Here is a 13,831-nt window from a genome sequence, read left to right as displayed (position 1 = left end):
GACTACCGGCGCAGCGCCCGGAGCATGCCCGCTATCTCGCCGGGCGTGACGGACGGCACGTAGGCGTGCGTCACGGCCAGGCCGATCTGCGCGAGCTTCGCCGCATCCGGGTAGCACACGTACACCGGCTCCTCACTCGGCTGGAACTTGCGCTTGAAGTTGAACAGCGAATGGAAGCCATACGCGGGCTCCATCCAGTCGGCCACGAGCTGGAGCGCGTGCTGCAGCACCTCGACGCCCGGGTCCATGCGCCCGTCGCCGGCCTCACCGTCGCCGGCCTCACTACCAGCCTCACCGCCGGCCTCACCAGCCTCGACGCCGCCCGGCAGCGTATTGTCCCGCTCTGGGTTCATCCCCGCCAGCGGCGCGGCGGACAGGCTCATGAACTCGACCGCCTGCCCCGGCGAAGCCTTCCCCTCGCCGCGCCCCTCGCCGCGCAACCGTTCCGCCATGCGCGCAATCAGGAACTCCATCACGCCGTTCGGACTGTCCGGACGATGCCGCATGAAGTCGAGCGTCCATCCGACGATCCGCCCGTCACGCCACGTGGGCAGCCAGCTGGTCACGCCGAGCACACGCCCGTCCGCGTCGACCGCATACAGCAGCCGCACGCGCGGGTCACGCAGCTCCTCGACGCCGCCCAAGGTGAACTTCATCTCCGGCAGCGCCTTGCCCTGCGCCCACTCCTCGGAGATGTCCTCGATCTGCTCGCGCACGTCGAGCGGCGCATCGAGGAACGTGGAGCACACGTCTACGACGCCCTGCCGCTTCGCCTTGTTGATGGCGGTGCGGATGTCCTGCCACTTCTTGCCGGTGGTCTTCCACTGCCGCGGGTCGACGACCATCTCGCCGCCCACCTCGATCGACTGCCATCCCATCGCGAGCAGCCGGTCGCGCTGTCCGCGATGCACCGCGTAGAACGCGGGCGTCAGCGACCGCGACGCGCAATACCTGGAGAACGCGGTCAGATCGTCATCCCATTCCGCGGGATCGCCGAACGGCCCGGTGCAGGTGAGCGCCACGCCGCCCCACACGCGGTACGCGATCGCGGACCGTCCGGAATCGGACATCCAATACTCGTTGCCCTCCCACGTGGTCATGAAGCTCATCGACTCGCCACCGGCCTCGACGAGCCGTTCCGCGCGGGCGTGCGCGCGCTCGTCGACCGCCGTCACGTCGCCCGTCCAACGCACGACGACCACCAGCACGACGATCCAGAACACGAGCCCCACGCCCTGGTACACAATCGACGCAAGCGGCGTGACCGGCACGAACGCGAGCCGCACGTGACTGAGGAACCCGATCGGCAGGAACCGTCCCGGCAGCTCGGCGAGCAGCGTCGCGGCCGTGGCGCGCGGCGCGAACTCGCCCGGAAGCGCGAGACCGTACAACAGGTACACGGCCGTGCATGCGAGCAGCGCGAGCACGCACGCCGCGACGCCGCCGGCGAGCCGCCGCCATCCGACGCGCACCGGGAACCGGCGCAGACCGACGAACAGCGCCGCGGCGAACGCGAACGGCGGCAGCACGTTCGCGACGCACGCGGCGAACGCGCCATGGTCGACGAGCGAGTAGACGCCGTCCGGCGCGAACCGCAGCGGCACGACGAGATAGTAGGCGACCGCGACGCCCGCCGTGACGAGATTGACGGCGATGGAGACGACTGCGGCGAACCGACGGCCGCGGTACAGGCCCCACGCGAGCACAAGCGTGACGGCGGTGGGCAGCAGCGAGCGCAGCACCGCGCCGGGCATCGACGTGCGCAGCAGGTCGAACTGGAGGAAGCAGTCGGTGCGCGTGAAGCCGGCGATGCAACGGGCGAGCGTGCCGTCGTCGGCCGCGGCCGGGCTCATGATGAGTCCCAGCGTGCTCAATGGCCCGGCGTGCGTGTGCGCGGTGATGGCGAGCACCGGGCCGAGCGCGAGCACGACGGCGATCGCGGCGTAGAGACGGCGGATCTCGTATGAGGTGCCGCGCAGCCAGTACCAGCGGGTTTCGGCGGCGTCAGCGGAGTCAGCGTTCGACGCGCCGACCGTCGCACCATGCGTCGCGTCGAGCACGCCGACGCGACGCTCGCGCTGGCGCATCACCGCGCCGGCGACGTGTCCGATGACCGCGGTGGCGAGGATGCAGTAGCCGCCGGGATTGCCGCTGTACAGCAGCGTGACCAGGATCGCCACGTAGCCGACGAGCCGGATGCGCTGCCGCCACAGGTGCGTGCAGTACGCGCTGGCGGCCATCAGCGCGCCGACCGGCAGGGTGAGCGGGCTCAGCACGAACGAGATGCGTTCGACGATGCGGGTGTCGTGCAGCAGCGAGCCGGTCGCAGCGCACAGGGCGAGCCCGACGATCACACCGCCGAGCGCGCATGCGACGGCGATGCGCACGGTGCGCGCGCGGCCCATCCACCGTTCGGCGATGGACAGCATGACAAGCCACAACGCCGCGTCAATGACCAATTGGATGACGCCGCGCGCGAGGAACAGCGAACACAGGAGCTTGCCGAGGCTGAACTCGGCCATGCTGGTGTGCAACCGCAACGGGAAGTCGAATCCAGTGACGGCCGCCACAATCCAGGCGACGAGGTTCACCACCGCGAACGCGAGCGTCGCGGCGACGGCGAACCGGTGCGACGCCGCCCATCGCCGCGCGTCGCCGGCGAGCGCCTGCCATGCCTGGCTGGATGTCTTCTTTCCGCTCATTCCTGCACCTCCGCTCATTCCTGCACCTCCGCTCATTCCTGCACCTCCACTTGCGGATAATCCTTGACGCTCCTCGCCATCGCACCGAGCCCGGTGCGCGCGCCGAACCAGTCGACGCCGGGCTTCCACACGGCCTGCACCGCGTGCCAGTCGTGGCCGCGGCCGGGCACGACGATCTCGGTCACGTCGCTCATGCCGGCCTTGCGCGCGGCCGTGGCGATCGTGCGCATGTTGCGCACGGACTCCTTGTCGCGCTCCCCCGCGCCCGCGAACAGCGCGAGTCCGCGCGCCTCGCCGGGGTCGAGCGCGGCGAGCGCGTTGACCGGCACCTGCGCGTCATAGTCGGCGCGACGGCCGCGGAAATAGTTCTTCGTCATCTCGGCGACGGACCCGTTGGTCGGTTTGAGTTCACCATCGACGGGCAGCATCGCGCCGTACAGGTCCGGGTGGCGCGGCGCGAGCTGCATCGTGCACGTGCCGCCCTGCGAGAACCCGCCGATCGCCCACATGCGCGGGTCAGTCGCGACGGGCAACGCGCGTTTCGCCCATGCGACGACGTCGCGCGTGAGATACGTTTCGGCGTCGCCCTGGCTGGTGTCGGCGCACAGGCTGTTGTGCGTGTCGGCACCGTTCTGGTCCGGCACGACGACGACCGGCGCGAGACCGTCATGCGCGGCGGCATACGTGTTCATCATGCGCGCGATATCCCCCGCCGCGATCAGACGCCCCGGACTGCCCGGCTGCCCGGCGAGCAGCTCCATGACCGGCAGCCGCGGCGGCGTCTTCGCGAGCGCGGCCGGCGGCAGGTACACCATCGCCTTGCGCGCCTGGAAGCGGGATTTCACGTTCGGGATGGTCACGGCCAGCACCCTGCCGTGCGCGGGATGGTCCGGCGCGGCGCGGCGCGCGGCGGCGGCGCGCCACTGCGCGACCGTCATGGCCGGACGATGGATGACCACCGAGTCGATCGACGCGTATGGGGTGTACCCGACGACGCTGCCGACGGTCTGGTATTCACCGAAGATCGCGTCGACGCGCAATGCGGTGGCGAGCAGCGTGAGCGGGATGAGGATGACGGCGATCACGCGAGTGACACGACGGGCGACGGCGCAGGGCGCACGACGGCGGTCCGCGACGACGAGCGCGGCCACGATCGCACCGAGGCCGGCGAACCCGCAGGAGATGGCGATGATGACCGGCCAGCCGAGCGAGACGCCGAACACCATGATGCCGTCGGACAGGAACCAGGCGAGCAGGAGGCCGATGAGGCCGGCGACGGCCGCGGCGGCGGGGATGACCGCAATGGAGATGGCGACGGCGCGGGCGGGACGGGTTGGATGGGTGGCGCGGGCGGGACGGGCGGGACGGAGTATTGCGATGACGAACGAGACGGCGAGCGCGACGGCGACGCAGGCGGTGAGCACGAACACGGTTCGCGGCAATGCGCCGTGAACCAACGACATCTGCATCAACCATGCCGACGATGCTGCGAACATCCTGATCATCCCCATGCCATACTTCACAATGCGCACGTAAGCCTAACGCGCGATTCAGGAATGCGCGAGAAAACCCAAGCTTTTCACCGACGATTCCCATGAATCATTCAGGTGCCGCATTCATAGGCGGGGTAAAAGCCGGCGGACGTGCTGTCCCCTATCAGGCTGCCCCCTATCAGGCTGTGACAACCTTCCACAACGACAAAGAAGCCGGCGCATCGGGAATCAATCTCGACGCGCCGGCCTCTTTGGTTGGCTGGCATTGTTTCCGCGTCGCCCGTCTACTCAATCCCAAGGAAGGGGGACGTATGGGGCGGACGGCGTATTAACGCGTCAGCCCTGCAATTGTGGACCGGCCTACGGCCGGACCCAGACCTACCCTCGCTCGGCTTCCGCCTCACTCAGGCTGACGCTACGGACACCCCACCGGGGTGTCCGCTTAACGCGTCTCCTCCGGCCCCGCAACTTCGGACCGGCCTACGGCCGGAACCAAACCTACCCTCGCTCGGCTTCCGCCTCACTCAGGCTGACGCTACGGACACCCCACCGGGGTGTCCGCTTAACGCGTCAGCCTTCAATCGCAATCTGGTGCTTGGACTCGACTTGCGGCTGGGCCTGCATCTTCGGAACCTGGATGCACAGCGTGCCGTTGTTGTAGCTGGCGTGGATGTCGGACTCCTTCACCTCGTCGCCCACGTAGAAGCTGCGAGAGCAGGAACCCATGTAGCGTTCGCGGCGCAGCCAACGACCGGACTCGTCCGGGCCGCAGGCGCACTGCTCGCCCTTACCCTGGGCGTCGGAGCCGTTCGCGGACTCCGGGGCCTTGTCCTCATGCTCGCTGCTGCGCGAGGCGGACACGGTCAGATAGCCGTTGTTGAGCTCGAGCTTGATGTCGTCCTTCTTAAAGCCCGGCATATCGATGTCCACGTCGTAGCCCTTGTCGGTCTCACGCACATCCGTGGTCATCATGTTCGCCATCGTGTTCGCCGGCATCATGGAGCCCATCTGGTTGTCCATGTTGCGCCACCCCTCAAAGAACGGGTCATCGAACAGATCGGAGAACATCGTGTCATTCATCAAAGCCGGAAACATCGCCATAATCGGTACTCCTTCATCAAGGAGGGAACACGGGTTGGCTACCGACGCCGACCGCCGCCCCAGCCGGGGACGGCGACCGCGACGGATATCGTGGCCGGTTCCGGAACCCCTTCCGGGGCTCTCACCTTCGCCTTTCACTTCCCTCAATTCCCATGACGCCGAATCATTCCGCGGTTTTACCCACAGTGAACATGTGCGGGAATTCCCGATTGCGGGTGCGGCGGAACGGCAAGCGACGGGGCGACGGGGAATCACTTCCACGGTTCCACGGTGGATGTGCATGGTTTGCAGGGTGATGTGCATGGTTCAGGGCATGATCTGCATGATTCTCGATGCTATGTGTGGTCTTCCAACCCGAATGTGTGGGGTATGGTGCTGGAGGACGCCATGCCATGGCATCGGCGCCCGGGAAAAAGCCCGGAATTCCGCCGAAGGTCACGCCGACTACCGGATCGCGACGGCGATCCTTCACGACCCCACTCTGCAGGTGGGTGCCAACGGACTACACATTCGTTGTAAAACCGTGCACATTCAATTGGAAACCATACACATCGTTCCGCGAACCATACACATTCGCGCCCAGACTGCATACGCCATAGCGGTACAAGGAATATGAGCGGCACCGAACGCCCTTGCGAGGCAATGCCGGCGTCAATCAGGCATCCGGGTAGACGCGGAAGGCCTCGGCATGATTCGACGCACGTCGGAGAGCGGCCCTGACGTCGGGCTTGGCGCCACCAAACCTGCCATCATCTTCCACGGGAATCTCCCGCACCTTCACATGGTCGACCTGCGACCATCGGGGGCCGACCTTCAGTGCGCTGATCAGCTGCGCGACCGCGGCGCGCGGCCCCTGCGCCTCGACCTCCACCGACCCGTCGTAGCGGTTGCGCACCCACCCGGACAGCCCGCCGATCGCGCGGGTCTTCATCACCACGAAGTAGCGGAATCCCACGCCCTGCACCATACCCGTCACCGCGGCATGCACACGGATAATCTCATCGCTCATAGTCATTCCAATCGTTCGATAAAGTCCAGTATCCTCCTCCACAAGAAAAGAGGGGAAGGGGAAGAAGGGAGGAGAGGGAACCCACCCACGCTCCCGTCACCGCACCAGGAACACCATGGCGAGGATGAGCACGAAGCCCACCAGGTCGGTGGGCGTGAACACGGCGCCAAGGAACAGCACCGAGGAGACGGTGGCGGCGACCGGCTCGACCGTGCCGAGCATCGTGGCACGCATCGCACCGACCCGCACCACGCCGGCGAGGAACAGACCGAACGCGCCGAACGTGCCCAACACCACGGTGAACGCCATCAGCGCCCAGCCGAGCCCGTCGAACGAGGGCGACCCGGCCCACGGCCGCACGATCGGCAGCAGCACGATGCCGGAGATGATGAACATCACGCCGTTGACCACCATGTTGCCCCACCGCTGCACGAGCCGCATCGGCAGAATCGACATCGCACCAGTCGCCGCCGCGTTGATAAGCCCCCATACGAGCCCCATGGCCGGCAGTTTCAGCGTAGACAAATCCCCACCGGTGGCGATGAGCACGGTGCCGACGAACGCGAGCGCGACGCCCGCGCTTTCGCGCAGTCCCGGCAGGCGCCGCCCGCGGATGCAGACGAACAGCAGCACGAACAGCAGGTTCAGCGACTGCAGTACGGTGGCGGTTCCGGCGTTCGTCCAGTTGATCGAAGAGAGGTAGGCGACCTGCACGGCGAGCACGCATACGAGCGAGCAGAGGAAGAACGACAGGTACGATTTGCGGTCACGTGCCGCGCCGACGACAAGTTTCGGCGTGCGGATGCCGGCCGCGACGAGGAACAGGATTCCGGCGAACAGTTCGCGGATGCAGGCGAGCCATAGCGGTCCGACATGGTATGGCCCCATCAGTACTTTCGACACGGTGGCGTTGCAGCCCCACAGCAGACCTCCGAGCAGGACGAGGCCCGCGCCGATCAGGATGTCACGCGGCGTGCGTTCGAATGTGGGGGTGCTCTTCTCGCTCATAGCTACCAGTATGGCACCGAACGATTATCGGGCCGCGCCGGAACACCGTCGGAACACGTCGGAGCACTACCGAGACGGCACCGGTACGACCGGTTACGGACACTTGCATCGAGCACTATGCTGGGGCGTATGAGCGAAGCACATGATTCCGATGCCGCGAAGCGCGCGACGCAAGCCGCGCAGGCCCGTCGTCCGCAGCCCACCTCTCAGCCTGCCAAACCCGCCGAAGACGGCCTCAAGGAGGACGGTCTCAAACCGGTGAGCGCGAAGACGCGCACCATCACCATCGTCGCGACCGTGATCGCCTTGGTCGCGGTCTTCCTCGCCTTGGGGTTCTTCGTGCATTGGGGGCTTGCGGCGATCTTCGCGATCATCATGGTGCCGGGCGCGATCTCGATGGCAATCATCGCCCGGCACCCGGAGAAGACGGGCGGGCGCAGCATGCTCGGCGTCTCGAATCCGAACACACTGCTCGAACCGTTCACCGGCAAGCGCAAGTAGGAGTCGCAGGCCGCGGCCTCTCCCCACCCGCTGCGCGGGAGTCTCCTTCGGATCTTCGGAGGGGCCGGGTAATCACATCGCCTGGGCGTTTTCGATGAGGGCGTTCTTGAGGTCGGATTCGATCTGACGCATCTTCACCTGGGCGGCCTCGCGGCTCGCCTTGCCCTGGCGCTGGATCTGCACGGTCTCCTTGAGCGTGGCGATGAGCTCGGAGTTGATCTTCTCCAGGGTCTCGATCTCGACCACGGACCGCTGGTTCGCCTTCTCCGCGTCCACGGCACCCTTGTGCAGGGCGGCGGCGTTGCGCTGCAGCAGCTTGTTGGTCACGTCGTCGGCCTTGTTCTGCAAATCGAGCGCCTTGCGCTGGTTGGACAGGCCGAGCGCGATCACCATCTGCGACTTCCACACCGGGATCGTCGTGGAGATGGTCGTGTCGATCTTGTCGACGATGGTCTGATCCGCGTTCTGGATGATCTTGATCTGCGGCGCGGTCTGCAACGTGACGACGGAGATGCGGTCGAGGTCGTCGAGGCGCTTCTCGAACCGGTCGAGCTTCGCCTTGAAGTCCTTGAGCAGCTGCGCCTGCATCGGGTCGCCGCTCTTCGCCGCCTCCGCTTCGAGCGCGGGCAGCTGCGTCGCACGGAAGTCAGCGAGCGCCTTCTTGCCGGCGAGCACGGTGATCTTGAGTTCGCGGTACTGCTGCGCGTTCTGCTCGTACATCGTGTTGTACATGGAGATGTCGGCGACGAGACGCGCCTGCGCGGCTTCCAGCTTGGTGATGATCTCGTCGATCTGCGCGTCGACCTTCTGGTAGCGGCGGCGCAGCTTGTCGATGGAGACGGCGACCTGGCCGATGATCGGAATCTTGCGGAATCCGCCGAGTTCGGCCTCGTCGATGGTGACGAGCATCGTGCCGAGCAGTTCGCCCGCCTCGCCCGTGTCCTTCGAACGGGTTTCGGAGAGGATTTCGTCGGCGAACGTGCTGGTGGCGCGCTGCGCGTCCTTGCCGTAGCTGGATTCGATGCCGGTGCGCATGAAGTCGATCTGGTCGGCCATCTGCGCGACGGCCTGCTGGTCCGCGGCGGGCAGTTTCGCGATCTGCTGGTCGGGCGTGAGGTTCGCCGCGTCGGCGGCGGCCTGCGCGGCGGTGGGGACGAAGTCGCCGGCGGCGGCACCGTTCGCGCCGGTGCCGTCCAGTCCGGCGAGTGCGGGATTGGTGACTGTGTTGCCGCCGGCGAGGTCAGCGAGTGAGATTTGTTTTGCCATGATGATTGTGGTTCCTTTCGTGTGTGTGGGGCTCTCCCCCGGTCAGCTCCGATGGCGGCGGGGCGCGCGGGCAGCGTCACTGCGGCTGCGGCGTCACTCCTTTGAGTGCTTCGATCAGCTCCTGCATGGCGTTGTTGCGGGGCAGTTCGGAGACGGCGGGGATCTGGTCGAGCGTGCCGTTCACTTTGAACCGTTTGATCGAGTCGGTGCCGGTGAAGTTGGCGGCGCGGAATCCGTGCTGTTCCCAGGCGAGTTTCTGGATCGCGGGCGATTTGAGCACGCTCAGCAGCTTCTCCCCCTTCTTGTCGAGGGTCATGAGCGTGTGTGTGCTCCACACGGTCGGTGTCGGGTAGACGATGACGACGTCGTCCTTGATCTGTTTGAACGCGTCGGGCTGGTTGGCGGCGAGGTCGAGGATCTGCGATTCGTAGCCGACCATCATCGGCTTGGAGCCGACGCCGAGCGTGAGGAACTGGTTGAACGAATCCTCGGAGGAGGTCTCCATCCACCCGGATTTCGCGAAGATCGACTTGATGGTCTCCTTGTCGCGGGCGAGCGAATCGACGGTGGCGGGCTGCCCGCCGTTGAGCACGTTGGCGATGAGCGCCGCGTACTCGTTGCCGGAGTTGGACTGGACCGGATCGGTGGAGTCGATGCGGAACTGCCCGTAGCCGGCCGTGTAGCCGACGTCCGCCCACGTCTTGTCATGCACCATCGCGTCGACGGCCTTGGCCATGTCCATCGAGTAGACGCCGTCCTTGTTTTTGCTCATCAGTCCGCCGGCGACGAGCCCGTCGGCGACGGCCTTGTGCGTGTACAGCACGATCGGCGAGTTGAAGACGATGTCGCTCTGCGTGGCCTTGACGCCCTGCGCGGTGCCGTATTCGACGGCGGCGCGGGAGGAGGGGAACAGGTAGTCCATGCCCTTCATGTCCGAGGTCATCATGGCGAGGCTGCCGGCTTTGCGATAGTCGATGCTGAGACCCTGCGCGGCGGCGGCCTTGGCGAAGTCGGGGTCGTCGAACAATCCGATCTTCTCGCCGCCGAGATAGCCGTTCACCTTCACCGTTTCGACGGGCGCGGCGGGCTTGGGTTGCGCCTGCCGCCAGACGAGCGTGCCCGCGATGACGGCGACGACGGCGAGCAGCGCCACCAGTCCGATGATCTTCGATTTCGACAGTTTCATTGCTTGGGCTCCGTTTCCGTCTGGTAGCCGTCCATGCTGGCGAGGCGTTGGATCGCGTCGGAGTCGGCGGCGATGCCGAGCGTCTTCGAGCTGACGGCGCGGCTCAGCTCACCGGCTGCAGTGCGTTCCAGCACCTGCAGCGCCTCGATGGTCTCGCTGCGCGCCTTGGCGGTCTGGTCGTGCGCGCCGGACGATTCGACGTCCACGTAGGCGCGCAGCAGTTTCTGCGTCTGTTCGCCGTACACGGTGATGTAGTGGCGCAGGATCGCGTAGGCGGACGTGTCCTTGGCGACGTAGTCGACGAGGCTGCGCGTCGCGGCGATGAAGTCGTCCGCTTCGCGCCGCACGTCCTCGTCGTTCACCTGCCTGGCGAGCATGGTGATCGCGTTGAGACGCGAGTTGGCGGCGTCGATCGCGTCGGCCGCCTTCTGTCCGTTCGGCAGCGCGCTGGCGAGCATGTGACCGATGCGGCGTTCCGGTTCGGTGAGCGTCGACGCGGCGACGTAGCCGAGTGCCGCCAGTACGAGCGCGACGATGAGACCGGGGATGCCGCCGCCGGACACGGCGAATCCGAGCGCGGCCAGCACGCCGCCGGCGATGATTCCGCAGATGATCTGAAGCATCAGTTGAATCCCTTGACGGTACGGAACACGTCGGCGAGGTCGCCGGTGCGGCCGTCGAACACCTTCGCGTTGGACATCTTCGCGATCGGGTCGAGCTGTGCGGAATCGGCGTCGCCGAACATGATCGAGAAGATCGGCACGTCGAGCCGGGCGTCCTTGTACTGGGCGAGCGCGGCGTCACGGTTGTCGACCTGCGAGCGGCCGTCGGTCATCAGCACGATCGCGGTCGTGTAGTCGTTCCTCTGGTCGGCACCGGGCAGCTGCTGGTACGCGGCTTCGAGGCCCGCGTAGATGTCGGTGCCGCCGTCGGCCGCGGTGACGTTGGCCGTGTTGAGCAGTCCGCCCGTGTCGGCGCCGTTCGCGCGGACCGGGTCGTGCGGGAGGCTTTCGAACGGGATGAGGATGTTGACGTCGTTGCCGGCGGGCTGGATGTGCGCTTTCGCCGCCTCGGTCGGGTCGAGCGCCGCGTTGAGTCCCTTGACGACGCCGTTCTTGCCGTCGCCGCTCATCGAACCGGAGTAGTCGACGACCCACACGGTCCAGCTGGGCTTGCGCAGCGCGGTCTGATACACGTCGAGCGCCTTGGTGATGGTCTTCGCGGCGGGCATCGGAATCGTCTTCAACGTGCTCGCATCCGTGCTGATGCCCCATTCGGCGCGGAACGACTGCTTGACCTGACTGTCAGAAGCGTAGGTGAGCGCGCCGCCGAGGCCGGTGCGACGTCCCGCGCGCTCGAACTCGAGTTTGGAATCCTTGGAACGCAGCGCCTTCGCGAACGCGTCATACGCCTTGCGCTTGCCGGACGCCTGGCCGCGATCCACGTAGCCGAGCGGCGAATCGGACACGGCGATGCCGTCGGACGGGTAGATGGTGAGCAGTGGATCATGGCCGTTGCTGGCGAGCGTCTTGTTCGCCTGGATGACGAGCGACTCGTAGTTGACCATCGAGTCGAAACGGTCGGGGCTGGCCACGACCATGTCCTTCAGCCAGTCGGAGGAGCCGGAGGAACGATCCACGCCCTTGAGCAGCTGCGCGACGTTCGAGGTAAGCGAGCTGTCGGCGAGGTCACTGTCGGTGATCGGGCCGGTGCCGCCGCGCAGCGCGGTCATGAACGCGAGGTAGGCGCTGGCTCCCGAGTTGGATTGCGTGGCGGAGGTCATCGAGAATTTCAGATCGCCGCTTTGCACCTTCGCGAGCACGTCGGCGGTGGAGACGGCCTTTGTCTTGCCGGAGGAGTCCGCCCAGCCGAGCTGTTCCGCCTTCTTCTTCGCGATGCCGAACACGATCGGCGTGGTGGACGTGCTCTGCGCGTCCTTGACGAGATGCTTGGTGTCGCCCATCGAAATCCACATCGAGGAGGCGGGCCATACGGCGTCGTAGTCGGCCGCACCGGATTCGAGCACGTTCATGATGTCGAGCGAACCCATGTAGTCAACGGTCACGGTCACGCCGGAGGAATCCACGGCCTTCTGGATCGCGCCGGCCACCTCCTTGTTCTCCGAACCGGAGGCGATGCGGATGTCGCCGGCGGAACCGGAGGCGGGTTTGAACGTCTGCGTGGTGCCGTTGTTGCTCGTCGAGGAGGTGCCGGTTGCGCCGGATCCGTTGCCACTCGCCCCGTTCGCGCCGTCACCGGAACCCCCCGAGCCGTTGCCACCTGACGCACATCCGGTGAGCATCATGGCGGCGGCGCAGATCACTGCCGCCGCTGCGGCGATTCGACGGCGAAACCCAACTTTCGTATCCATGATTCCATTGTCGGACGCGGTTCTTGCGCCCCCGATACCGCCAAGCGACATCAAGGTGAACAATGGATGAAAAACAACACCCGCCTACGTAGGGCGCTACTCCTCGGCGATCATCTTTTCGGCGTAGAAGGCGAGGATACGCTCCAGGTATGGCTCGTAGACCTTGTTCGGCATCGAGAACACCTCATGCTCCGAGTCGGGCAGATACACGAGTTCCGCCTCGCCGGAACCATCCTTGACGCGACGCACGAACTCGGTCTGAGGCTGGTTGCGCACCCAGATGTCGTGCCCGCACTGGAACAGCAGAATCGGCGTCTCGATTTCGGCGCACGCGGCCGGGGCGAGCACGGCGCGGTTCATGCGCATCGCCTGCCGCACCCATTCGAACGAGGCACAGTACGTCTGGTATTCGGGATTGTCGCAGCGCAGCTGGTGGTACCAGCGTTCGCGCGGCTCGCTCGACAACTGGTACGCGCCCAGGTCGAGCACGCCGTCGAAATCCTTCTGCCCGAACACGCGGCGACGGCCCAGTCCGCACGCGCACAGCGTGCCCACAAGCGCGCGCGTCAGCCACATCGGCATACCGGTCTGCGGCGCGATCATCGGCGCGGACAGCACGGCACGGTCGAACAGCGACGGGTAGCGTTCCAGCACGGCCGCGCCGATGCCGCCGCCCATCGAATGGCAGAACAGGTTGAGCGGACGTCCGTCCGCATACGACTGTCCGATGGTCTCGGCGAATCCGGCGAGATCGGCGACATAACGCCGCCAATCGTCGATCCAGACGAGCGACGGGTTGTCGACGTCACGCGCCGACTTGCCGTGCCCGCGATGATCGAGCACACACACGGAATAGCCGGAGAGCAGGAAATACCAGACGAGTTCGTCGTACTTCTCCGCGAACTCGGTGAACCCATGACTGATCACAATCGCACCGCGGAAGACCGCAGTAGCGCCGCTTTCGCGTTCCGCGTCGAACTTGGCCGCGTCATAGCACAGGTAGTGCAGCTGGCCGCCGCGGCCGCCGGTGTCGAGGCGGCCGGGCAGCGGTTCGAGGCCTGCGGCGCGCTCGGCGGCCGACGGATCGAACCATCCTTCGTCGCGGCAGGCTTCCAAAGCCGGAATCACCGTGTTCCGCATCGTTTCGGCGTACTGGCTTTCATCGATCATGTGCAGCTGCGTCATGCCGTCCAT

Annotated in this window: 12 protein-coding genes; 2 read left to right on the top strand and 10 right to left on the bottom strand. The window is 66.2% G+C overall.

Going from position 1 to position 13,831, the window contains the following annotated elements:
• Nucleotides 1-2: 2 nt before the first annotated feature.
• Together AC1AYR_RS05360 and AC1AYR_RS05355 are read right to left on the bottom strand one after the other, a co-directional pair.
• Complete coding sequence (locus AC1AYR_RS05360; RefSeq protein WP_476511788.1) at nucleotides 3-2,702, bottom strand: bifunctional lysylphosphatidylglycerol flippase/synthetase MprF; 2,700 nt, start codon at nucleotides 2,700-2,702, stop codon at nucleotides 3-5.
• Nucleotides 2,703-2,734: 32 nt separating this feature from the next.
• Entirely contained in the window at nucleotides 2,735-4,171 is a 1,437-nt protein-coding gene (locus AC1AYR_RS05355) for an alpha/beta hydrolase (RefSeq protein WP_476511825.1), read from the bottom strand.
• A 125-nt stretch (nucleotides 4,172-4,296) separates the two neighbouring features.
• On the opposite strand from AC1AYR_RS05355, the gene AC1AYR_RS05350 reads away from it, so the two are divergent.
• The gene (locus tag AC1AYR_RS05350) at nucleotides 4,297-4,527 is read left to right on the top strand and encodes a hypothetical protein (RefSeq protein ID WP_476555146.1); all 231 of its coding nucleotides are present in this window, start codon (nucleotides 4,297-4,299) and stop codon (nucleotides 4,525-4,527) included.
• 238 nt (nucleotides 4,528-4,765) lie between these two features.
• Here AC1AYR_RS05350 and AC1AYR_RS05345 read toward each other — a convergent pair whose 3' ends face one another.
• The 3 genes from AC1AYR_RS05345 to AC1AYR_RS05335 all read right to left on the bottom strand — a co-directional run bounded on the left by AC1AYR_RS05345 (nucleotide 4,766) and on the right by AC1AYR_RS05335 (nucleotide 7,313).
• Nucleotides 4,766-5,296, bottom strand: coding sequence for an Hsp20/alpha crystallin family protein (locus AC1AYR_RS05345; protein WP_476511789.1), 531 nt, complete (start codon nucleotides 5,294-5,296; stop codon nucleotides 4,766-4,768).
• Between the two features lie 655 nt (nucleotides 5,297-5,951).
• Nucleotides 5,952-6,311, bottom strand: coding sequence for an acylphosphatase (locus tag AC1AYR_RS05340; protein ID WP_476511790.1), 360 nt, complete (start codon nucleotides 6,309-6,311; stop codon nucleotides 5,952-5,954).
• A gap of 90 nt (nucleotides 6,312-6,401) precedes the next feature.
• On the bottom strand, nucleotides 6,402-7,313 hold the full coding sequence (locus AC1AYR_RS05335) for a DMT family transporter (protein WP_476511791.1): 912 nt from the start codon (nucleotides 7,311-7,313) through the stop codon (nucleotides 6,402-6,404).
• Nucleotides 7,314-7,442: 129 nt separating this feature from the next.
• On the opposite strand from AC1AYR_RS05335, the gene AC1AYR_RS05330 reads away from it, so the two are divergent.
• Entirely contained in the window at nucleotides 7,443-7,814 is a 372-nt protein-coding gene (locus tag AC1AYR_RS05330; RefSeq protein WP_476511792.1) for a hypothetical protein, read from the top strand.
• A gap of 72 nt (nucleotides 7,815-7,886) precedes the next feature.
• On the opposite strand, the gene AC1AYR_RS05325 is transcribed toward AC1AYR_RS05330, so the two are convergent.
• The 5 genes from AC1AYR_RS05325 to AC1AYR_RS05305 form a co-directional block, all read right to left on the bottom strand.
• Nucleotides 7,887-9,080 carry a toxic anion resistance protein gene (locus AC1AYR_RS05325; RefSeq protein ID WP_476511793.1) on the bottom strand — a complete coding sequence of 398 codons (1,194 nt, stop codon included), beginning with the start codon at nucleotides 9,078-9,080 and terminating at the stop codon, nucleotides 7,887-7,889.
• Nucleotides 9,081-9,156: 76 nt separating this feature from the next.
• Entirely contained in the window at nucleotides 9,157-10,266 is a 1,110-nt protein-coding gene (locus AC1AYR_RS05320) for a hypothetical protein (RefSeq protein ID WP_476511794.1), read from the bottom strand.
• The gene (locus AC1AYR_RS05315) at nucleotides 10,263-10,889 is read right to left on the bottom strand and encodes a hypothetical protein (protein ID WP_476511795.1); all 627 of its coding nucleotides are present in this window, start codon (nucleotides 10,887-10,889) and stop codon (nucleotides 10,263-10,265) included. The genes AC1AYR_RS05320 and AC1AYR_RS05315 overlap by 4 nt, the downstream gene beginning before the upstream one ends.
• Nucleotides 10,889-12,637 (bottom strand): vWA domain-containing protein, encoded by a 1,749-nt coding sequence (locus tag AC1AYR_RS05310; protein WP_476511796.1) that lies wholly within the window; start codon nucleotides 12,635-12,637, stop codon nucleotides 10,889-10,891. Before AC1AYR_RS05310 ends, AC1AYR_RS05315 begins: the two co-directional genes overlap by 1 nt.
• Before the next feature lie 96 nt (nucleotides 12,638-12,733).
• Complete coding sequence (locus tag AC1AYR_RS05305; protein ID WP_476511797.1) at nucleotides 12,734-13,831, bottom strand: alpha/beta fold hydrolase; 1,098 nt, start codon at nucleotides 13,829-13,831, stop codon at nucleotides 12,734-12,736.

This window comes from Bifidobacterium sp. LH_417 (assembly GCF_056357035.1).
The sequence above is the reverse complement of the archived record's forward strand: the minus strand, read 5'-3'. Positions and strand labels throughout refer to the sequence as shown.

Coding starts and splice junctions, on each gene's coding strand:
- AC1AYR_RS05360 (WP_476511788.1), bottom strand. CDS start 2,702: ATGAGCGGAAAGAAGACATCCAGCCAGGCATGGCAGGCGCTCGCCGGC.
- AC1AYR_RS05355 (WP_476511825.1), bottom strand. CDS start 4,171: ATGCAGATGTCGTTGGTTCACGGCGCATTGCCGCGAACCGTGTTCGTG.
- AC1AYR_RS05350 (WP_476555146.1), top strand. CDS start 4,297: ATGAATCATTCAGGTGCCGCATTCATAGGCGGGGTAAAAGCCGGCGGA.
- AC1AYR_RS05345 (WP_476511789.1), bottom strand. CDS start 5,296: ATGGCGATGTTTCCGGCTTTGATGAATGACACGATGTTCTCCGATCTG.
- AC1AYR_RS05340 (WP_476511790.1), bottom strand. CDS start 6,311: ATGACTATGAGCGATGAGATTATCCGTGTGCATGCCGCGGTGACGGGT.
- AC1AYR_RS05335 (WP_476511791.1), bottom strand. CDS start 7,313: ATGAGCGAGAAGAGCACCCCCACATTCGAACGCACGCCGCGTGACATC.
- AC1AYR_RS05330 (WP_476511792.1), top strand. CDS start 7,443: ATGAGCGAAGCACATGATTCCGATGCCGCGAAGCGCGCGACGCAAGCC.
- AC1AYR_RS05325 (WP_476511793.1), bottom strand. CDS start 9,080: ATGGCAAAACAAATCTCACTCGCTGACCTCGCCGGCGGCAACACAGTC.
- AC1AYR_RS05320 (WP_476511794.1), bottom strand. CDS start 10,266: ATGAAACTGTCGAAATCGAAGATCATCGGACTGGTGGCGCTGCTCGCC.
- AC1AYR_RS05315 (WP_476511795.1), bottom strand. CDS start 10,889: ATGCTTCAGATCATCTGCGGAATCATCGCCGGCGGCGTGCTGGCCGCG.
- AC1AYR_RS05310 (WP_476511796.1), bottom strand. CDS start 12,637: ATGGATACGAAAGTTGGGTTTCGCCGTCGAATCGCCGCAGCGGCGGCA.
- AC1AYR_RS05305 (WP_476511797.1), bottom strand. CDS start 13,831: ATGGACGGCATGACGCAGCTGCACATGATCGATGAAAGCCAGTACGCC.